Source organism: Streptomyces sp. NPDC012769 (genome assembly GCF_042901205.1).
Taxonomy (GTDB): Bacteria; Actinomycetota; Actinomycetes; order Streptomycetales; family Streptomycetaceae; genus Streptomyces.
This window is the reverse complement of sequence record NZ_JBIBCP010000003.1, coordinates 366,766-384,393: the sequence shown is the minus strand read 5'-3', so window position 1 is coordinate 384,393 and position 17,628 is coordinate 366,766. Positions and strand designations below refer to the sequence as shown.

The window sequence follows — 17,628 nt, the reverse complement described above, 5'->3', positions numbered from 1 at the left end:
GGCCGCGCCCCGGGAGATCGGCTAGATGAACTTCTGGCTCGCGAGGAACTCGGCCAGCTGCTTGCCGCCCTCGCCCTCGTCCTTGACGATCGTGCCCGCGGTGCGCGCCGGGCGCTCGTCCGCCGAGTCGACCTTGGTCCAGGCGCCCTCCAGGCCGACCTCCTCGGCCTCGATGTCGAGGTCGGAGAGGTCCAGGGACTCCACCGGCTTCTTCTTGGCGGCCATGATGCCCTTGAAGGACGGGTAGCGGGCCTCGCCCGACTGGTCCGTCACGGAGACGACGGCCGGAAGCGAGGCCTCCAGCTGCTCGGAGGCGGTGTCGCCGTCACGGCGGCCCTTCACGACGCCGTCCTCGACGGAGACCTCGGAGAGGAGGGTGACCTGCGGGACGCCCAGGCGCTCGGCGAGGATGGCCGGGAGGACACCCATGGTGCCGTCGGTGGAGGCCATACCGGCGATGACGAGGTCGTAGCCGGTCTTCTCGATCGCCTTGGCGAGCACCAGCGAGGTGCCCATGACGTCGGTGCCGTGCAGGTCGTCGTCCTCGACGTGGACGGCCTTGTCGGCGCCCATGGACAGCGCCTTGCGCAGCGCGTCCTTGGCGTCCTCGGGGCCGACCGTGAGCACGGTGACCTCGGCGTCGTCCGCCTCTTCGGCGATCTGCAGCGCCTGCTCGACCGCGTACTCGTCGAGCTCCGAAAGGAGGCCGTCGACGTCGTCGCGGTCGACCGTCAGGTCATCGGCGAACTTCCGGTCGCCAGTGGCGTCCGGCACGTACTTCACACAGACAACGATCCTCAAGCTCACGCCGGCTCTCCTACTGCATCGTCATAACTGGGCTGCGTTGCTGGTCGCAGCATAGGCGCCTGAAGGGCGGGTTTCCGGTCGGGGCCCCGGTGGCCCCGACCGAAATATTACTCGTCAGTACACCCAGTTCGTTACCAGTAAGCAAGCGCTCAGCCGTGTGACCTTGCCAACGCGCCCACAGGGGCCGCAGGGGAACTCTCAGTCACGCAGGGCGTTGAAGCGGCCCTGGTGGTACAGCAGCGGACGGCCACCGCGCCGGGAGGCCTCTCCGCCGGCGTCACCGGCGCTCGGCTCCCCGGCGCTCGGGTCACCGGCGCTCGGGTCTCCGGCGACGACCTCGGCGATGACGATCCGGTGGTCCCCGGCCGGGACGCGGGCCACCACCCGGCACACCAGCCAGGCGAGCACCCCGTCGAGGACGGGAACGCCCTCGGGGCCCCGGCGCCAGCGGGTGGGCGCGGCGAACCGGTCGGCGCCGCTGCGGGCGAAGGTGGTGGCCAGCTCCTGCTGGTGCTCGCCGAGTATGTGCACGCCGATGTGCTCGGCCTCGGCGAGCACGGGCCAGCTGGAGGAGCCGGTGCCCACGCCGAAGGAGATCATCGGGGGTTCGGCGGCCACGGAGTTGAGTGAGGTGGCGGTGAAGCCGACCGGGCGCTCGCCGTGCGCCGTGATGACCGCGACACCGGCGGCGTGCTGCCGGAAGACGGAACGGAGCAGGTCGGGAGAGGCGGTGCGGGGTGTGCCGACGGCGGGGACGTCGGCGGGTCGGGGAATCGTCGGGCGCGTGCGGAGCTCGGGCGAGACCGTCATGGAGTTGTCCTTCAGCGGGGGCGGCGGGAGGCGGGTCGCGGGTTCCTCAGGCACCCGGACAGCGCGCGCTCGCGTTGCGGGCGAGGTCCACGTGGGCCCGGCCGTAGAGAAGGAGTTCTGACACCATTGCGCCAGCCTGACGATCGTTGACGTGTGCAGTCAAGTGCGTCCCGTCAGATGGGAGCAGGGTCACGACGTCCGGATGGCGCGGCCGAGGGCGGCGATGACATCGACCTTCCGGGGCTGTCCCGCGGCCCTGCGGACGATCCGGCCGGCCCGGTCGAGGACCAGCACCGTGGGCGTACGGACGATGCCCAGGTCCCGTACGAGATCGAGGCGCTCCTCGGCGTCGATCTCGACGTGTCCGACGCCCTCGACCATGGCGGCCACCTCGGCGAGGGTCCGTCGGGTGGCCCGGCAGGGCTGACAGAAGGCGGTGGAGAACTGGACGAGGGTCCCCCGCTCCCCCAGCTCCGCGCCCAGTTCCGCCGCGCCCAGCACCTCGGTCATCCGTCCGCCTCCTCGGCTCTCTTCCCCACCCGGTGCAGCGTCCCACGGCACCGTTCGATTCCCGCCACGGCCACCGCGAGTGACGAGAATCTCCCCGTACGAAGCCGTCAGGACTGGTCACCAGCCCGCACATGGGGCACGATCTGCCCCAAAGCCGAAAACCTACGGCCGCGTAACTTCGCCGGGAGAATCCCCAGGCACAGACGAAGGGTTTCCTTCCAGATGGCAGAGCTCGTCTATCGTCCGGTCATCGGCGCCGCTCTCACGATGTTCAAGGCGCTGGACCTGAAGATCGACACTCAGGGTTCGCACCACATCCCCCGCCAGGGCGGAGCGGTGATCGTGAGCAACCACATCAGCTATCTGGACTTCATCTTCACGGGTCTCGCCGCACTGCCGCAGAAGCGTCTGGTGCGGTTCATGGCGAAGGACGCGGTCTTCCGGCACAAGGTGTCGGGACCCCTGATGCGCGCGATGAAGCACATCCCGGTGGACCGCTCCCAGGGCGAGCACGCCTACGAGCACGCGCTGAGCGCGCTGCGGGCGGGCGAGATCGTCGGGGTCTTCCCCGAGGCGACCATCTCGCAGTCCTTCACGCTCAAGAGCTTCAAGTCGGGTGCCGCGCGCCTCGCGCAGGAGGCCGGGGTGCCGCTGATCCCGATGGCCCTGTGGGGCACCCAGCGCGTGTGGACCAAGGGCCGGCCGCGCAACTTCAAGCGCAGCCACATCCCGATCACGATCCGGGTCGGCGAGCCGGTGGAGGCGCCGGCCGACCAGTACGCGGGCGCGATCACCCGCCGGCTGCGCGGGCGGGTCCAGGAGCTACTGGAGGCGGCCCAGCGCGCGTACCCCGTGCGCCCCAAGGACGCGTCGGACACCTGGTGGGTGCCCGCGCACCTCGGGGGCACGGCGCCGACGCCCGAGGAGCTCAAGGCCGCCGAGCGCGGCGAGGAGGGCTGAGCCCCCTCCCTGGGGTGGGTCCCGCCCCGCGGGCGGGACCGGTCACTCCGGGTCGCGGACGGTGATCCGTGCGCCGGGGCTCACCTTCTGGAGCAGCTCGGCGAGCTCCTCGCCGGCCGCGCGGAGCTCGTCGAGGGTCATCGGGTCGAGCGACTCCAGCAGGAAGAGCGCGTCGGTGGTGTCGACGTCGATTCGGGTGCGGGGCCCCTGGCGCCAGTTCCAGCGGCGGCAGGTGACGCCGGCCTCGTCGCACCAGACGACCTCGCCCGGTTCCGGGTGCTCGACGGCCTCCTCGCCGCCCGCGACGGTGACGAAGTCCTCCTGACCGGTGGCGCGGACGAGCCTCATGGCGCCCTGGATCCTGTTCAGGTCCTCGCCGCCCACCGGGATCAGGTGGGCCACGCTGATCGCGTTGTAGGCGTCGACGAGCCGGTTGATCCGGGGCAGTCCGCCGTCCGCGAGGGCGCGCCGGGCGAGCGCCTCGGCGGAGTTGCGGGTGCGGGAGGGTTTGGCGCCGAAGGCGGAGTACGCGGCGCGCCAGGCGGCGATGTGCGGGTCCTGGTCCGGGGTCCGTCCGGCCAGGCGCTCGGTGAGCCGGCGGGCGGCGTCGTCGAGCAGGGCAGAGCTGGTCGCGTCGCTCGGCCCGTTGACGAGTCCGCGGGCCTCGACGGCGAGGTGGGTGAAGCCGGGTACGAGGGTGCGCACCTCGTCGGAGACGGTGAGGGTCAGGGTCATGATCCGCCGTTCAGAGTTCGCTGGGGAGCATCGTCCAGAGGTGGGGCCGGTCCCGCGCGGCCCGCAGGGCGCTCAGGACAGCCGGATGCGGTTCATCATAGAGCACCGGATAGTCCACTTCATTGAACTCTGGGCGTACGGGCCAGGCCAGCCGCTCCTCGTCGAGCGAGAACCGCGCGTCGATGCCGGCCTTGTTGCCCCGCGGGTCGAGCCGCGCCCAGGCCCGCCCCGGCAGTTTCACCGCGACCAGTCCGTGGACCACCGGGTTCGCCCCGTCGTCGGTCAGCCGCTGGTAGCAGAAGGCGGTGGGGACGGACCGGGCCCGCAGCAGCGCGGCAAGGGCGTGGGACTTGGCGGCACAGATGCCGTTGCGGGTGGCGAGCACGTCGGAGGCGCGCCAGGTGACCCGGAGGTTCCCGGAGTCGGCGGAGTGCGGGACGGTGTCCCGTACGAAGAGGTAGGCCGCTTCGGCGTATGAGTATGCGTCGGAGTGTTCGCGCGACAGCCGGTCGGCGGCCTCTTGGACCACGGGGTGCTCGTGGTCGACGACCTCGCTCGCGGCCAGATAGGCGGAAAGGTCGGGGTTCCCCTGGATGAGTTCCATGCGCGGTGAGCATAGGAACGCGGCCGAACGGAAGTCAATGACTTTCCGTCCGGCCGCATATTCATGCAGACGTCGACACGGCAGCCCTAGCGTGCCATCTCTTCCTTCAGTGCCTGGAGGAAGGCGTCCACGTCGTCCTCCGAGGTGTCGAAGGAGCACATCCAGCGCACGTCGCCGGCCGCCTCGTCCCAGAAGTAGAAGCGGAATCGCTCCTGGAGCCGGCGGCTGACCTCGTGCGGGAGCCGCGCGAAGACCGCGTTCGCCTGGACCGGGTAGAGGATCTCCACCCCGTCCACGCCGCGCACGCCCTCGGCGAGGCGCCGGGCCATCGCGTTGGCGTGCCGGGCGTTGCGCAGCCACAGGTCCTTGGCGAGCAGCGCCTCCAGCTGGACCGACACGAAGCGCATCTTGGAGGCGAGCTGCATGGACAGCTTGCGCAGGTGCTTCATGTGGCTGACCGCGTCCGGGTTGAGGACGACCACGGCCTCGCCGAAGAGCATGCCGTTCTTGGTGCCGCCGTACGAGATCACGTCGACGCCCACCGCGTTGGTGAACGCCCGCATCGGCACGTCGAGCGACGCGGCCGCGTTGGCTATGCGGGCGCCGTCGAGGTGCACCTTCATGCCCTTGGAGTGGGCGTGCTCGACGATGGCCCGGATCTCGTCGACCGTGTAGACGGTGCCGAGCTCCGTGTTCTGGGTGATCGAGACGACCTGCGGCATCGCACGGTGCTCGTCCTCCCAGCCCCAGGCCTGCCGGTCGATCAGCTCGGGGGTGAGCTTGCCGTCCGGCGTCGGCACGGTGAGCAGCTTCAGACCGCCCATCCGCTCGGGCGCGCCGCCCTCGTCCACGTTGATGTGCGCGGACTCGGCGCAGATCACCGCGCCCCAGCGGTCGGTGAGCGCCTGGAGCGCGGTCACGTTCGCCCCGGTCCCGTTGAAGACCGGGAAGGCCTCGGCCGAGGGGCCGAAGTGGCTGTGCATGATCCGCTGCAGGTGCTCGGTGTACTGGTCCTCGCCGTAGGCGACCTGGTGGCCGCCGTTGGCGAGGGCGATGGCCGCGAGGACCTCCGGGTGGGCGCCGGCGTAGTTGTCGCTGGCGAAGCCCCGGACCGACGGGTCGTGGTGACGACGGGCGTCGGTCCTGGAGCCCAGGGCCGCGGTCACGGCTTGGGGGTCAGCCACAGGCGCTGTCCATTCACTTCCTCGGCGGGCCGGTCCCACAGTCCGGCGATGGCGTCGGCCAGGTCCGTGACGTCGGTGAAGCCCGCGAACTTCGCATTGGGGCGCTCGGCGCGCATGGCGTCGTGCACCAGTGCCTTGATCACCAGGATCGCAGCAGCCGCCTTCGGGCCGTCCTCGCCCCCCTCCTTACGGAAGGCGTCCGCGAGGGCGAGCGTCCACGCCTCGGCGGCGGCCTTGCCCGCGTTGTACGCGGCGTTGTTGGCCAGCGGCTTGTGCGCGCCGACCTGGCTGACCAGGGCGTAGCGGCCACGGCCGCCGCTGCGCAGCAGGCCGTCGTGGAAGGCGAGCGAGGTGTGCTGGACCGTGCGGATCAGGAGCTTCTCCAGGAGGTCCCAGTCCTTGAGGTCGGTCTCGGGGAAGGAGGGGCTGCCGCGCCAGCCGCCGACGAGGTGGACCAGACCGTCGATGCGGCCGAACTCCTTCTCGGTCTTGGCGGCCCACTCGCGGGTGGCGTCCAGGTCGAGCAGGTCGACGGTGTCGCCGGTGACGGTGGAGCCGCCGTGCGCGTAGCGGGCGGCGTCGACCGCCTCGGCGAGCCGCGTCGGGTCGGCGTCGGAGGCGACGACGGTCGCCCCCGCGTCGGCGAGGCGCAGGAGGGTCGCCCGGCCCGCGGGGCCGGCCGCACCGGCGACCGCGATGACGGCTCCGTCCAGCGCTCCGCCGTTTCCGTTGCCGCTCATGGTCGTCGCCTCCTGCTCCGTCTCCTGGAGGGGTCCCTCGGACCCCTTCGCCCGTGCCGTCCCGGTCACGCGGCGGCCTGCTCGCCGCGCGCCGCCTTCGCGGCGGTGATGCCCTTGGTGGAGGCGATCACGCCCTTGAGCTTCTTGGCAAGGGCCTCATAGAACATGCTGAGCGGAAACTCGTCCGGAAGCACGTCGTCCACGAGCTTGCGCGGCGGCTGCGTCAGGTCCAGGGCGTCGGGGCCCTTGGCCCAGGTGGAGCCGGGGTGCGGGGCGAGGTAGGTGGAGACCAGCTCGTAGGCCTTGAACCAGTGCACGAGCTTGGGGCGGTCGATGCCGTCGCGGTACAGCGTCTCGATCTCGCCGCAGAGCTGGTTGGTGACCTCGGGGGCCCGCTTCCAGTCGATCTTCAGCTGGTTGTCGGTCCAGCGGAGCACGTCGTGCTTGTGGAGGTACGCGAAGAGCAGCTGGCCGCCGAGACCGTCGTAGTTGCGGTTGCGGTCACCCGAGACCGGGAAGCGGAACATGCGGTCGAAGAGCACCGCGTACTGCACGTCACGGCCGTGCTCGTTGCCCTCGGCCTCGAGCTTCACGGCCTCCTTGAAGGCAGTGAGGTCGCAGCGCAGCTCCTCCAGGCCGTACATCCAGAACGGCTGGCGCTGCTTGATCATGAACGGGTCGAAGGGCAGGTCGCCGTGGCTGTGGGTGCGGTCGTGGACCATGTCCCACAGGACGAAGGCCTTCTCGCAGCGCTCCTGGTCGTCGACCATGGCGGCGATGTCCTCGGGCAGCTCGAGGCCGAGGATGTCGACGGCGGCCTCGGTGACCTTGCGGAAGCGGGCGGCCTCGCGGTCGCAGAAGATGCCACCCCAGGTGAAGCGCTCGGGGGCCTCGCGCACGGCGATGGTCTCGGGGAAGAGGACGGCCGAGTGGGTGTCGTAGCCGGCCGTGAAGTCCTCGAAGGCGATGCCGCAGAACAGCGGGTTGTCGTAGCGGGTGGCCTCCAGCTCGGAGAGCCACTCCGGCCACACCATGCGCAGCACGACCGCCTCGAGGTTGCGGTCCGGGTTGCCGTTCTGGGTGTACATGGGGAAGACGACGAGGTGCTGGAGCCCGTCGACCCGCTCGCCGGCCGGCTGGAAGGCGAGCAGCGCGTCGAGGAAGTCGGGGACCTCGAAGCCGCCCTGAGCCCACTTGCGCAGGTCGGCGACGAGCGCGCGGTGGTAGTCCGCGTCGTGCGGGAGCAGCGGGGAGAGCCGCTCGACCGCGGCGACGACGCGCTCGACGGTCTGCTCGGCGTGGGCGCGGGTCGGCGCGCCCTCGGCCTCGAAGTCGATGGAGCCGTCCGCGCTCTGCCAGGGGCGGAGCTCCTCCACGGCATTCTTGAGCTCGGGCCAGGCAGGGTGGTCGATCACCGGAGCATCGGTGGAAGTCCCCCCACCGGTCACGTCCTGCACAAGAATTTCCGTCATGCCTCTTCCTCCACAGGAGAACCTTGCGTCAAGACACCGTATGCATCCGCGGTTCTTCCCCGCAAGAGGGGGCAAGAGAAATTATCCTGCCTGACCCCCCATGTCGCCGCGAATTTTCCTGTCCGGCGGGCTTGCGCAGCGAGAAACACGGGCTTCCGCACGGAGACTTCCCGTTTCGTCCCCATCTACTAGGCTGCGCCCCGAGCCGCACTGCGCCGCACCGAGCCGCACACCGGGAGCGGCGGAGCGGGGACCGGACCTCGACGGAAGCGAGAAGATCTTGAGTTTCCTCACCATCGGTCATCGCGGAGTCATGGGCGTCGCGCCCGAGAACACCCTGCTCTCCTTCGTCCGCGCGGAGCAGGCGGGCATGGACGCCATCGAGCTCGACCTCCACCTCAGCAAGGACGGCGCCCTGGTCGTCATGCACGACGCCGACGTCGACCGCACCACCGACGGCACCGGCCCGATCGCCGGGAAGACCCTCGCGGAGCTGCGCGAGCTCGACGCCGGCGACGGGGAGCGCGTCCCCGTCTTCGAGGAGGTCCTGGAAGCGGTCCGCGCCCCCATCCAGGCGGAGATCAAGGACGTCGCCGCGGCCCGGGCCCTCGCCGGCGTGCTCAACGAGCGCGCCCTCGCCCCTCGGGTGGAGGTGCTCTCCTTCCACGACGAGGCCCTGGCGGAGATCGGCGCCCTCGTCCCCGGAGTGCGCACCGCGCTCGTCGCCGACGAGCAGCAGTCCGACGTGGTCGAGCGCGCTCTCGCCGTGGGCGCGGGCGCGCTCGTCCTCAACATCCGGCACCTCACCCAGGACACCGTGGACCGGGCGCACGCGGACGGCCTGCGGGTGATCGGCTGGGTGGTGAACACCCAGGACGAGCTGCGGCTCGCCCGGGCGCTCGGACTCGACGGCGCGACCACGGACCGGCCGGAGATCCGCCGCACGGGCCGTTTCACGGCCTGAGCGGCCCGAGGGACCGGACCGGTCTCCCCGTCTCTCGACGGATGCCCGCCGGTCCGTCGGTCGGACCGTCAGCCGGTCAGACGGTCAGCCGAGCTCCTTGACCAGGAGTTCGAACTGCAGGTCGTCCCGCTGCGGCACGCCGAAGCGCTCGTCGCCGTACGGGAAGGGGGACATCCGGCCCGTACGGCGGTAACCGCGGCGCTCGTACCAGGCGATCAGCTCCTCGCGCACGGAGATCACGACCATGTGCATCTCGCGCACGTCCCACAGCTCGAGCACCCGCCGCTCGGCCTCGGCGAGGATCTGCCGGCCGAGGCCGGCGCCCTGGAGCTCGGGGCGGACCGCGAACATACCGAAGTAGGCGGCTTCGCCCCGGTGCTCGAGCTGGCAGCAGGCGATGATCCCGCCGTCCCGCTCCACCACCATCAGGCGGCTGCCGGGCGCGGTGACGACCGCCTCGACGCTCGCGGCGTCGGTGCGCTGCCCCTGGAGGAGGTGCGCCTCGGTGGTCCAGCCGACCTTGCTGGAATCGCCCCGGTAGGCCGACTGGACGAGCGGGACGAGCGCCGGGACGTCGTCCAGGACGGCGTCCCGGTAGGTGATCCGGCCGGTGTGCTGGGGCGCGGCGGTGTCCATGGTGTGCGGGTCTCCCCTCGGGCGCTGATGATCGGCGGACGCGATCGTCCCGAGCCTAACGCGCGCCCCGCACTCCCCCCTCGTACACCTGTGCGCGCCTGTGCGCCCGCGTGGGTGCCGCGAGGGCCGGGCATGCACTCCGCCGGGACCGCGAGGAGGGGACCGCGAGGAGGGGGGTGTCCGGCGTGCACGGACCGGCTCTGTCCGGCTGGCTGCTGGTGGTGCTGTGCGCGGCGAGCGGCACGTTCTGCCTGTGGCGCATGCGCGGCAGCGCCGGCGAGGCGCGCGCGGCGGCCGGGAGCGAGGCCGTGATGGGCTTCGGGATGGCGGCGATGGCGCTGCCCGCCGCCGTACTCAGCCCCCCGGAGTGGACGTGGGTGGTGTACGCGGCGGTGTTCGGGGCCGCGGCACTGCACGGACTGATGGGCGCGGTGCGGGGCGGGCGCCACCATCTGCACCATCTGGTCGGCTCGCTCGCCATGGTCTACATGGCGGTGGTGATGGCCGCGCCGCAGGGCGGCGCACACGGAGCGCACGGCGGGGGGCACGGCGCCGCGGCCGCGGCGTCGGGCATACCCGTGCTGACAGGGGCGCTGCTCGCGTACTACGGGGTCTACGTGCTGCGTTCGGGCGCCCGGCTGGTCCCGGTGACCGGGCAGACGGCGGCCGTGACCGGAGTGGGCGGAGGCACTGCCGGCGGGGCGGCGACCGGGCGGGCCGGGCCGGAGCTGACGCTGGTGTGCCGGCTGTCCATGGCGCTCGCGATGCTGGCGATGCTCCTCACACTCTGAGGGGCCCGCACGGCGAACTCAAACCGTGGCGTACGTCACTTGAACCGCGAGCCCGTACCCCTGCCTGGTACCGCGCTCATAGGGTGGCGCCATGTTGGTCTCCCTCGCGCTGCTCGCGCTCGGCGTCCTGACCGCCCTCGTCGCCCCGCGACTTCTGGCGCGGGCCGACTGGGTGGAACGGGAACCCGTGGTGGCGCTGTGGGTGTGGCAGTGCGTCGTGGCGGCCGTGCTGCTGAGTTTCGCGCTGTCGATGACGCTCAGCGCGGCGGTCGCCTGGCAGGCGGTGCGGGGCCACGTCTTCGCGCCCGCCCCGCGCGCGGTGATCGAGGCGTACGAGCTCGGCACCGACGGCCCCTGGTCGGCGGCGCTCGCCGTGCTGCTCGCGGCCGGCGGGCTGTGGACCGGGGCGATGCTGGGCCGTGAGATCGGCGGCGCCCGGGCCCGCCGCAAACAGCGGCGCTGCGAACTCCTGGTGAGGGCGCCGCTGTTGCCCGGCGAGGAGCCCTCCGGCAGTGAACGCCTCGTGGTCCTGGAGGGCGAGCGTCCGGACGCCTGGTGGCTGCCCGGCGGGACTCCGCGCCTGGTCGTCACCACCGCCGCGCTGCGCCGTCTCAAGGGTCGCCAGCTCGACGCCGTCCTCGCGCACGAGCACGGCCACGCCCGGGCGCGGCACGACTGGCTGCTGCACTGTGCCACGGCGCTCGCGGCCGGCTTCCCGGGGGTCCCGGTCTTCGCCGCGTTCCGGGGCGAGATGCACCGGCTGGTGGAGCTGGCGGCGGACGACGTGGCCTCGCGCCGCTTCGGACGGCTGACCATCGCGCTGGCGCTGGTCGAACTCAACGAGGACCGGGGGGTCTTCGGCCCCGGCCCGGCACCCGACGCCGGCCTGCCGCAGCGCGTCAACCGCCTGCTGACGGCCACGCCCCGCCTCACCGCCGCCCGCCGCCTGCGCCTGACCGCCGCGGCGGCCTTCGTCCCGGTGGTCCCGGTCCTGGTGGCCTTCGTCCCGGCACTGACGGCCCTCGGCTAGGCCGCACCGGGCCGGGCCGTCGGGTTCGGGCCACGGACCCGGCCGGGCGGCCGGGGCTGATCCGCGCCGTACGGACCCGGTGTTCGTCGGCCGGATACGGACGACAGGCGGCCCCGCGCGCACGGCGAGGGGGGCCCGTGGGGCAGGATCGGCCCATGCGCATCTCCGCCGTCGTGACCGGAGCCCTGGCCGTACTGCTGCTCGTCCTGGTGGCCGTGGGGTGGTCACCGCTCCTGTCGTTCGACCGGGACGTGTCCGAGGAGCTGCACCGCAGCGCGGTCGCCGAACCAGGGTTCACCCAGCTCAACCGCGTGCTGAGCGACTGGGTCTGGGACCCGTGGACCATGCGGACGCTCGTCGCCGCGGCCGCCGTCACGCTGTGGTGGCGCAGGGAGCGCCGACTCGCCGTGTGGGTGGCGGTCACCACCCTCCTCGCCGGCGCCCTCCAGCACGGCATCAAGGCCGCGGTGGGACGCACGCGGCCGAGCTGGCCCGATCCGGTCGACTCGGCGCACTACGCCGCGTTCCCGTCCGGCCACGCCATGGCGGCGACGGTCAGCTGCGGGCTGCTGCTGTGGGTGCTCGCGCTGCGCTGGCGCGAGGAGTGGCGGGGCTGGGGCGCGCTCACCGGGGCGGCCGTGGTGTCGGTCGTCGGCGTCGGCTGGACCCGGGTCTACCTGGGGGTCCACTGGCCCTCGGACGTCCTGGGCGGCTGGCTCCTGGGCTGGTGCTGCGTGGCCGTGGCGATCCTCGCGTACCGGCGACTGGAGGCCCGCAGGCCGCCGACGACCGGCGCGGACGACGGGAGCAGAATGGGAGACACACGATGAAGCCGCCTGTTCTGGACGATCCCCCGCGTCGCCCAGAACAGACGGCATGCCCCACCGCCGGCCACGAGGGCACGACGGCAGGTCGCGCTGAGTATATTGGCTGCGAGCCAGTCAACGCAGGAGTCCAGCATGTCCCCGCGTAGCGCATCGGTCAATGAAGAGCTTCGAAGGCGCTCCCGCGAGCGGATCCTGACGGCCACGGTGGAACTGGTCTCGGAGCGGGGTTACGAGGCCACGACGCTCGGCGACATCGCCGAGCGGGCCGGCTCGGCGCGCGGGCTGATCTCGTACTACTTCCCGGGCAAGCGGCAGCTGCTGCAGTCCGCCGTGCACCGGCTGATGCACCTCACGCTGGAGGAGGCGCTGGAGCGCGAGCCGCGCACCGAGGACGGCCGGGAGCTGCTGGCCCGGGCCATCGACGCGATCCTCGGCCTCGCCGAGGACCGGCCGGTGCTCATGCGGACGCACATGGCGGGCATCCTCCAGGCCGAGGGGTTCGTGCAGTGTCCGGAGCAGCAGCGGCTGGCCGCGCTGTTGCGCGACACCGTGGCCCGCTACGGCGCCGCGGACGTGGACCGGGACTACCCGCTGCTGCGGGCCCTGCTCATGGGCGCGGTGTTCGCGGTGCTGCTGCCGGGCGCGCCGATGCCGATGCCCCGGCTGCGGGCCGAGCTGTTCCAGCGGTACGGGCTGGACTGGGAGCAGGGCGTGCCGCCGGACGGAGGTCCGCCCGGCGGCACGCAGGTGGTTCCGACGGCGTTACGGGGCCGGCCGGTCCGGCTGCCGTCCCCGGTGGTCGCGCAACTGCCGTCGCCTTCCGGCCACTCGTCGGTTCCGGGTCAGTCGTCCGTTTCCGGTCAGTCGTCGGAGCCGGAGGCCCGGTCGAAGTCGCGGAAGTAGTCCGGCTGCGTCTGTACGTTGAGCTCGTGCATCCGGACGCGCTGCGCCTTGTCGGTGCGCTTGTCCGAGAGCTTCAGGACGTCGAAGCCCTTGGCGATGTCGTTCGAGTAGATGTAGCCGTTGTAGTAGTAGGCGGACCAGGAACCGCCGCCGACGGGGGTGGTCGCCGAGATCGGGCCGCGCTCGAAGTAGGCGATCTCCTTGGGCCGGCGGGAGTCGGTGAAGTCCCAGACGGAGACACCGCCCTGGTACCAGGACTGGACCATGATGTCCTTGCCCCTGACCGGGATCAGCGAGCCGTTGTGGGCGACGCAGTTCTCGGTGTCGGCCTGGTGGCGCGAGATCTTGAAGTAGCTGCGGAAGACCAGCTTGCGCCCGTCGCCCTTGCCGACGATGTCGTAGATGCCGTTGGCACCGCGGTTCGGGCCGACCTCCGCGTTGCAGGTGGCCGCGCCGCCGCCGCCGAGCTCGTCGGCGAAGACCACCTTGTCGGCCTTCTGGTTGAAGGTGGCGGAGTGCCAGAAGGCGAAGTTGACGTTGTCCTGGACCCGGTCGATGACCCGGGGCTTCGCCGGGTCCTTGATGTCGAAGAGGATGCCGTCGCCCATGCAGGCTCCGGCGGCCAGGTCCTCGCTGAGCAGCACCGTGATGTCGTGGCAGCCCGTGGTCTTGGAGACACCGGGGTTGGTGGGGCCGCCGGGGTTGCCGCCGCCGTCCGGGCCGTCGCCGGGGAAGAGGACGGGGAACGAGACGACCGCGGCCCGCTCGGGCGCGTCGCGCGGCACCTTGATGACGGAGATGCCGTCGTGCGGCGGCCGGCAGTCCGGGAAGGCCGCGTTGGGCGCGTAGGAGGAGACGTACACGTACACGTCGTTCCGCTTCGGCACCAGGGTGTGGGTGTGCGACCCGCAGGCGGTCTCGACGGAGGCGACGTAGCGCGGGTTGGCGATGTCGCTGATGTCGAAGATCTTCATGCCCTCCCAGGACTCCTTCACCGTGGCCGGCTGGGAGACGCTGGCGCAGGAGTCGTCGCTGCGGGAGGAGTCGGTGGAGAGGAACAGGAGGTTCCCGGAGACGGAGACGTCGTTCTGGGATCCGGGGCAGAGCACCTGGGCCACGGTCTTCGGGGACCGCGGGTCGCTGATGTCGAAGATCCGGAAGCCGTCGTAGTTGCCGGCGAAGGCGTATTCGCCCTGGAAGGCCAGGTCGGAGTTGGTGCCCTTGAGGGCGTCCTTCGGGATGTTGGCGAGGTGTTCGATGTTGGGCGTGTGGACGATCTCGTCCACCCCGGGTATCTCACCGCTCGCGATGGCGGCGCGGGCCCCGGCCGCCCGTTCCGCGCTGACGGTGTCCGGTACGGGGATGGCGCCCGGGTCGGGTGTGGCGGCCGCGGGCCCTGCGGCGAGCAGGCTGACCAGCAGTCCGGCCGCGGCGGTCGCCACACCCAGGCTTCTGATCCGTGTGCGCGGGGTACTCGTGGTACGCAACGAAGTCACTCCGTCCTCTCTGGGACTTCCGTTCACAGGTGAACGACGGATGGACGTGCGCAGTATGGTCCTTGGCGTGCGCATCTCAACAGATGGCGACACGAACGTCCTGAAGTTTCGCCGCACCATCGCCCTGCCCCGAGTGCTGCCCGTGCTCCTCGTGCTCCGCACGAGCCCGAGCGATCCGAGTGACCCGAGTGACCCGAGTTGCCGACGTTCCCGTGGAGGTCGCCTTGTCGAACCGCCGTGTCCGCCGCACCGCCGCGGTGCTGCTCAGCACCACCGCCGTACTCGCCCTCGGGGCCTGTGAGTCGGCGCCCGGTCCGGACCGGTCAGCGGGTGGAGCGGGCGGTCCGAGCGGACCGGCGGTCGTCGTACCGGGCCGGCCGGGTGAGCCGGCCAAGCGCGTCTCGCCCGAGGAGGCGGCCCGTATGCTGCCCGACGAGCGACCCAACGGCGCCGACTTCCGTTACGTCCAGATGATGATCGCGCACCACCGGCAGGCCCTCACGATGACCGCGCTGGCGCCGCGGCGGGCGGCGTCGCCCCAGGTGAGGAAGGTCGCGGAGCGCATCGCCGCCGCGCAGGGCCCGGAGATCGCGGCCATGGAGGGCTGGCTGACGAACAACGGCGGCCCGCGCCCGCAGACCGGCCACGACCACCACACCATGCCGGGCATGGCGACCGCGGCCCAGCTCGCCGAGCTGAAGGCCGCCGAGGGACGGGCCTTCGACGCGCTCTTCGTGAAGCTGATGATCACCCATCACGAAGGCGCCGTGACCATGGCGGCGGAGGTGCTCGGCCAGGGCAACAACGTCCTGGTGGAGGAGATGGCGAACGACGTGATCGCGCAGCAGACGGTGGAGATCGACCGGATGCGGTCGCTGTAGGCGGGCGGGGGCGCGGAGGCGGGCGGCGGACGGGCCCGGTCGGGTGGCGCGCCGTTTCGCCGGCGCGCGCCCACTCCCCCGGCGGGGCTCCCGGTGCCATGCTGGAGGTCTCCCGGCGGGAAGGGGTGCTTCCGTGCTGCGCGTCGCCGTCGTCGGTTCCGGTCCCAGTGGGGTCTACACCGCCCAGGCCCTGGTCGGGCAGAACGCCGTGCCCGACATCCGGGTCGACGTCCTGGACCGGCTGCCCTGCCCCTACGGGCTGGTGCGCTACGGGGTGGCGCCCGACCACGAGAAGATCAAGTCGCTGCAGGGCAGCCTGCGGGCGGTCCTGGAGGACGAGCGGATCGCCTTCCTCGGCGACGTGGAGGTGGGCGCGCGCGGGCTCACGCCCGCCCGGCTCCTGGAGCTCTACCACGCGGTCGTGTACTGCGTGGGCGCCTCGCGCGACCGGCGGCTCGGGGTGCCGGGAGAGGAGCTGCGCGGCAGCTTCTCGGCGACCGAGTTCGTCTCCTGGTACAGCGCCCATCCGGACGCGGTCCACGACGACTTCGGCCTCGACCGGCCCGGCGCCGTGGTGGTCGGGGCGGGGAACGTGGCCGTCGACGTCACCCGGCTGCTCGTCCGGCGGGCCCAGGAGCTGGAGCCGACCGACATTCCGCAGAGCGCTCTGGTGGCGCTCGGCGCCAGCGGGGTGCGCGAGGTGCACATGGTCGCCCGACGCGGGCCCGCGCAGGCGAAGTTCACCACCAAGGAGCTGCGCGAGCTCGGCGCGCTCCCGGACACCCGGGTCCTGGTCGACCCCGCGGAGCTCGCCCTCGACCCCGCGTACGCCGACCCCTCCGGGCTGCCGGCCGTCAGCAGGCGCAATCTGGAGGTCGTACGAGGCTGGGCGGAGGCCGCGGACGCGGCCGGCGCCGTCGGCGCCACGCCCTCCGCCCGCACGGTCCGGCTGCGGTTCTTCCTGCGGCCGGTGGAGATCCTCGGCGAGGACGGCCGGGTCGCCGCGGTCCGCTTCGAGCACACCGCACCGGACGGGGCGGGCGGGGTACGGGGCACGGGGCGGTACGAGGAGATCCCGGCCGGCCTGGTGCTGCGGGCGGTCGGCTACCAGGGCGCGCCGCTGCCCGGGCTGCCCTTCGACCCGGCGCGGGGCACGGTCCCGCACGCCGCGGGCCGGGTGCTCAGGGACGGGACGCCGTCGCCGGGCGAGTACGTGGCCGGCTGGATCAAGCGCGGCCCCACGGGCGTGATCGGCACCAACCGGCCCTGCGCCAAGGAGACCGCCGCCTCCCTGCTGGCCGACGCGCCCGTCCTCGCCCGCAGGACCGTGGCGCCCGACCCGGTCGCCGCGCTGCGCGCCCTGGGGCACGAGCCGGTGCTCTGGACCGGCTGGCAGGCGATCGAGGAGGCCGAGGCGGCCCTGGGCGGCACGCTGGGCCGGGGTCCGGTGAAGATCCCCGACTGGGCCGGACTGCGGGGCGCGGCGCGGCGGGGTCAGCCGATCGGCTGACCCCGGGGTCGGCCGGGCGGGCCGGGAGGAGGAGCCGCCGGGCGGACCGGCCGGCGGCGGGGGCGGACCCAGGATGGATGACAGAGCGGGACGGCGCGGCGCCTCCCGACCGGCCGACCACCTGAGGAGTCATCCACCATGAAGAAGATCTCGGACAGGAAGAAGCTCTCGAAGCGTGCCCGTGTCCTGACCGGCGGCGCGACCCTGGTCGCCCTCGGTGCCGGTGCCTTCGGCGCGGTCTCCGCGAACGCCGCCACCGCCGCCGGCGACGCCCCCGCGGCCGCCGTGGCAGCCAAGGCCGACACGAAGAACGCCGACGCGAAGAACACGGACACCGCCCGGTCGACGCACCTGACGATCGCTGCCGCGACCGAGGCCGCGCAGGCCGCCCTGAAGGCCGCCGAGAAGGAGAACCAGCGGGTCTCCGTCGCCGTCGTCGACCGCAACGGCACCACCCTCGTGACCCTGCGCGGCGACGGCGCGGGCCCGCAGTCCTACGAGTCGGCCGTCAAGAAGGCGTACACCGCCGTCTCCTGGAACGCCCCCACCTCGGTCCTCGCCGGCCGTCTCGCCCAGGCCCCCAACCTGAAGGACATCCCCGGCACCCTCTTCCTCGCGGGCGGCGTCCCGGTGACCGCGAACGGCGGCCCGATCGCCGGCATCGGCGTGGCCGGTGCCCCCTCCGGCGACCTCGACGAGAAGTTCGCCCGGGCCGGCGTCGCCGCGCTCAACTGACGCCTCTCCCGCCCCGCCCCTTTTCGTACCGAG

At 72.3% G+C, this 17,628-nt stretch carries 19 protein-coding genes; 9 read left to right on the top strand and 10 right to left on the bottom strand.

Features of this window, described 5'->3' with window-relative positions:
- Window positions 1–21: 21 nt before the first annotated feature.
- From ACFY7C_RS16985 to ACFY7C_RS16975, 3 genes are all read right to left on the bottom strand, one after another.
- Entirely contained in the window at window positions 22–807 is a 786-nt protein-coding gene (locus tag ACFY7C_RS16985) for an electron transfer flavoprotein subunit beta/FixA family protein (protein ID WP_389650425.1), read from the bottom strand.
- A gap of 198 nt (window positions 808–1,005) precedes the next feature.
- Window positions 1,006–1,617, bottom strand: a complete 612-nt coding sequence (locus ACFY7C_RS16980; RefSeq protein ID WP_389650423.1) for a flavin reductase family protein — start codon at window positions 1,615–1,617, stop codon at window positions 1,006–1,008.
- A 189-nt stretch (window positions 1,618–1,806) separates the two neighbouring features.
- Window positions 1,807–2,127: a TlpA family protein disulfide reductase gene (locus tag ACFY7C_RS16975; RefSeq protein WP_389650420.1), complete on the bottom strand. Its 321-nt coding sequence runs from the start codon at window positions 2,125–2,127 to the stop codon at window positions 1,807–1,809.
- 222 nt (window positions 2,128–2,349) lie between these two features.
- On the opposite strand from ACFY7C_RS16975, the gene ACFY7C_RS16970 reads away from it, so the two are divergent.
- Window positions 2,350–3,087 (top strand): lysophospholipid acyltransferase family protein, encoded by a 738-nt coding sequence (locus tag ACFY7C_RS16970; RefSeq protein ID WP_389650417.1) that lies wholly within the window; start codon window positions 2,350–2,352, stop codon window positions 3,085–3,087.
- A gap of 42 nt (window positions 3,088–3,129) precedes the next feature.
- On the opposite strand, the gene ACFY7C_RS16965 is transcribed toward ACFY7C_RS16970, so the two are convergent.
- From ACFY7C_RS16965 to ACFY7C_RS16945, 5 genes are all read right to left on the bottom strand, one after another.
- On the bottom strand, window positions 3,130–3,822 hold the full coding sequence (locus ACFY7C_RS16965) for a B3/4 domain-containing protein (RefSeq protein ID WP_389650414.1): 693 nt from the start codon (window positions 3,820–3,822) through the stop codon (window positions 3,130–3,132).
- A 10-nt stretch (window positions 3,823–3,832) separates the two neighbouring features.
- Window positions 3,833–4,426, bottom strand: a complete 594-nt coding sequence (locus tag ACFY7C_RS16960; RefSeq protein ID WP_389650412.1) for a transglutaminase family protein — start codon at window positions 4,424–4,426, stop codon at window positions 3,833–3,835.
- 86 nt (window positions 4,427–4,512) lie between these two features.
- Window positions 4,513–5,592, bottom strand: a complete 1,080-nt coding sequence (locus ACFY7C_RS16955; RefSeq protein WP_389652688.1) for a threonine aldolase family protein — start codon at window positions 5,590–5,592, stop codon at window positions 4,513–4,515.
- Complete coding sequence (locus tag ACFY7C_RS16950; protein ID WP_389650409.1) at window positions 5,589–6,350, bottom strand: SDR family NAD(P)-dependent oxidoreductase; 762 nt, start codon at window positions 6,348–6,350, stop codon at window positions 5,589–5,591. The genes ACFY7C_RS16955 and ACFY7C_RS16950 overlap by 4 nt, the downstream gene beginning before the upstream one ends.
- A gap of 65 nt (window positions 6,351–6,415) precedes the next feature.
- Window positions 6,416–7,822 (bottom strand): DUF6421 family protein, encoded by a 1,407-nt coding sequence (locus tag ACFY7C_RS16945; protein ID WP_389650406.1) that lies wholly within the window; start codon window positions 7,820–7,822, stop codon window positions 6,416–6,418.
- Window positions 7,823–8,102: 280 nt separating this feature from the next.
- Here ACFY7C_RS16945 and ACFY7C_RS16940 point away from each other — a divergent pair, with 280 nt between their 5' ends.
- Window positions 8,103–8,786 carry a glycerophosphodiester phosphodiesterase gene (locus ACFY7C_RS16940; protein ID WP_389650403.1) on the top strand — a complete coding sequence of 228 codons (684 nt, stop codon included), beginning with the start codon at window positions 8,103–8,105 and terminating at the stop codon, window positions 8,784–8,786.
- An 84-nt stretch (window positions 8,787–8,870) separates the two neighbouring features.
- On the opposite strand, the gene ACFY7C_RS16935 is transcribed toward ACFY7C_RS16940, so the two are convergent.
- Entirely contained in the window at window positions 8,871–9,422 is a 552-nt protein-coding gene (locus tag ACFY7C_RS16935) for a GNAT family N-acetyltransferase (RefSeq protein WP_389650400.1), read from the bottom strand.
- A 185-nt stretch (window positions 9,423–9,607) separates the two neighbouring features.
- Between ACFY7C_RS16935 and ACFY7C_RS16930 the strand changes: the two genes are divergently transcribed.
- From ACFY7C_RS16930 to ACFY7C_RS16915, 4 genes are all read left to right on the top strand, one after another.
- Window positions 9,608–10,213, top strand: a complete 606-nt coding sequence (locus tag ACFY7C_RS16930) for a DUF5134 domain-containing protein (RefSeq protein WP_389650397.1) — start codon at window positions 9,608–9,610, stop codon at window positions 10,211–10,213.
- Window positions 10,214–10,304: 91 nt separating this feature from the next.
- A complete protein-coding gene (locus ACFY7C_RS16925) occupies window positions 10,305–11,243 on the top strand; it encodes a M56 family metallopeptidase (protein WP_389650395.1) in 939 nt (312 codons plus the stop codon).
- Between the two features lie 155 nt (window positions 11,244–11,398).
- A complete protein-coding gene (locus tag ACFY7C_RS16920) occupies window positions 11,399–12,073 on the top strand; it encodes a phosphatase PAP2 family protein (protein WP_389650392.1) in 675 nt (224 codons plus the stop codon).
- A gap of 129 nt (window positions 12,074–12,202) precedes the next feature.
- On the top strand, window positions 12,203–12,973 hold the full coding sequence (locus tag ACFY7C_RS16915) for a TetR/AcrR family transcriptional regulator (RefSeq protein WP_389650389.1): 771 nt from the start codon (window positions 12,203–12,205) through the stop codon (window positions 12,971–12,973).
- On the opposite strand, the gene ACFY7C_RS16910 is transcribed toward ACFY7C_RS16915, so the two are convergent.
- On the bottom strand, window positions 12,931–14,469 hold the full coding sequence (locus ACFY7C_RS16910) for an LVIVD repeat-containing protein (RefSeq protein WP_389650387.1): 1,539 nt from the start codon (window positions 14,467–14,469) through the stop codon (window positions 12,931–12,933). The genes ACFY7C_RS16915 and ACFY7C_RS16910 overlap by 43 nt on opposite strands.
- Window positions 14,470–14,693: 224 nt before the next feature.
- Here ACFY7C_RS16910 and ACFY7C_RS16905 point away from each other — a divergent pair, with 224 nt between their 5' ends.
- From ACFY7C_RS16905 to ACFY7C_RS16895, 3 genes are all read left to right on the top strand, one after another.
- On the top strand, window positions 14,694–15,350 hold the full coding sequence (locus tag ACFY7C_RS16905; protein WP_389650384.1) for a DUF305 domain-containing protein: 657 nt from the start codon (window positions 14,694–14,696) through the stop codon (window positions 15,348–15,350).
- Window positions 15,351–15,483: 133 nt separating this feature from the next.
- Window positions 15,484–16,860 carry an FAD-dependent oxidoreductase gene (locus ACFY7C_RS16900; RefSeq protein WP_389650381.1) on the top strand — a complete coding sequence of 459 codons (1,377 nt, stop codon included), beginning with the start codon at window positions 15,484–15,486 and terminating at the stop codon, window positions 16,858–16,860.
- Between the two features lie 138 nt (window positions 16,861–16,998).
- Window positions 16,999–17,595: a heme-binding protein gene (locus ACFY7C_RS16895; protein ID WP_389650378.1), complete on the top strand. Its 597-nt coding sequence runs from the start codon at window positions 16,999–17,001 to the stop codon at window positions 17,593–17,595.
- The last annotated feature ends 33 nt before the right edge of the window (window positions 17,596–17,628 follow it).

Bases quoted from the DNA above. Each gene is read 5' to 3' on its own strand.
- ACFY7C_RS16975 (WP_389650420.1), bottom strand. From the start codon at position 2,127: ATGACCGAGGTGCTGGGCGCGGCGGAACTGGGCGCGGAGCTGGGGGAG.
- ACFY7C_RS16935 (WP_389650400.1), bottom strand. From the start codon at position 9,422: ATGGACACCGCCGCGCCCCAGCACACCGGCCGGATCACCTACCGGGAC.
- ACFY7C_RS16965 (WP_389650414.1), bottom strand. From the start codon at position 3,822: ATGACCCTGACCCTCACCGTCTCCGACGAGGTGCGCACCCTCGTACCC.
- ACFY7C_RS16960 (WP_389650412.1), bottom strand. From the start codon at position 4,426: ATGGAACTCATCCAGGGGAACCCCGACCTTTCCGCCTATCTGGCCGCG.
- ACFY7C_RS16920 (WP_389650392.1), top strand. From the start codon at position 11,399: ATGCGCATCTCCGCCGTCGTGACCGGAGCCCTGGCCGTACTGCTGCTC.
- ACFY7C_RS16950 (WP_389650409.1), bottom strand. From the start codon at position 6,350: ATGAGCGGCAACGGAAACGGCGGAGCGCTGGACGGAGCCGTCATCGCG.
- ACFY7C_RS16980 (WP_389650423.1), bottom strand. From the start codon at position 1,617: ATGACGGTCTCGCCCGAGCTCCGCACGCGCCCGACGATTCCCCGACCC.
- ACFY7C_RS16895 (WP_389650378.1), top strand. From the start codon at position 16,999: ATGAAGAAGATCTCGGACAGGAAGAAGCTCTCGAAGCGTGCCCGTGTC.
- ACFY7C_RS16970 (WP_389650417.1), top strand. From the start codon at position 2,350: ATGGCAGAGCTCGTCTATCGTCCGGTCATCGGCGCCGCTCTCACGATG.
- ACFY7C_RS16945 (WP_389650406.1), bottom strand. From the start codon at position 7,822: ATGACGGAAATTCTTGTGCAGGACGTGACCGGTGGGGGGACTTCCACC.
- ACFY7C_RS16925 (WP_389650395.1), top strand. From the start codon at position 10,305: ATGTTGGTCTCCCTCGCGCTGCTCGCGCTCGGCGTCCTGACCGCCCTC.
- ACFY7C_RS16915 (WP_389650389.1), top strand. From the start codon at position 12,203: ATGTCCCCGCGTAGCGCATCGGTCAATGAAGAGCTTCGAAGGCGCTCC.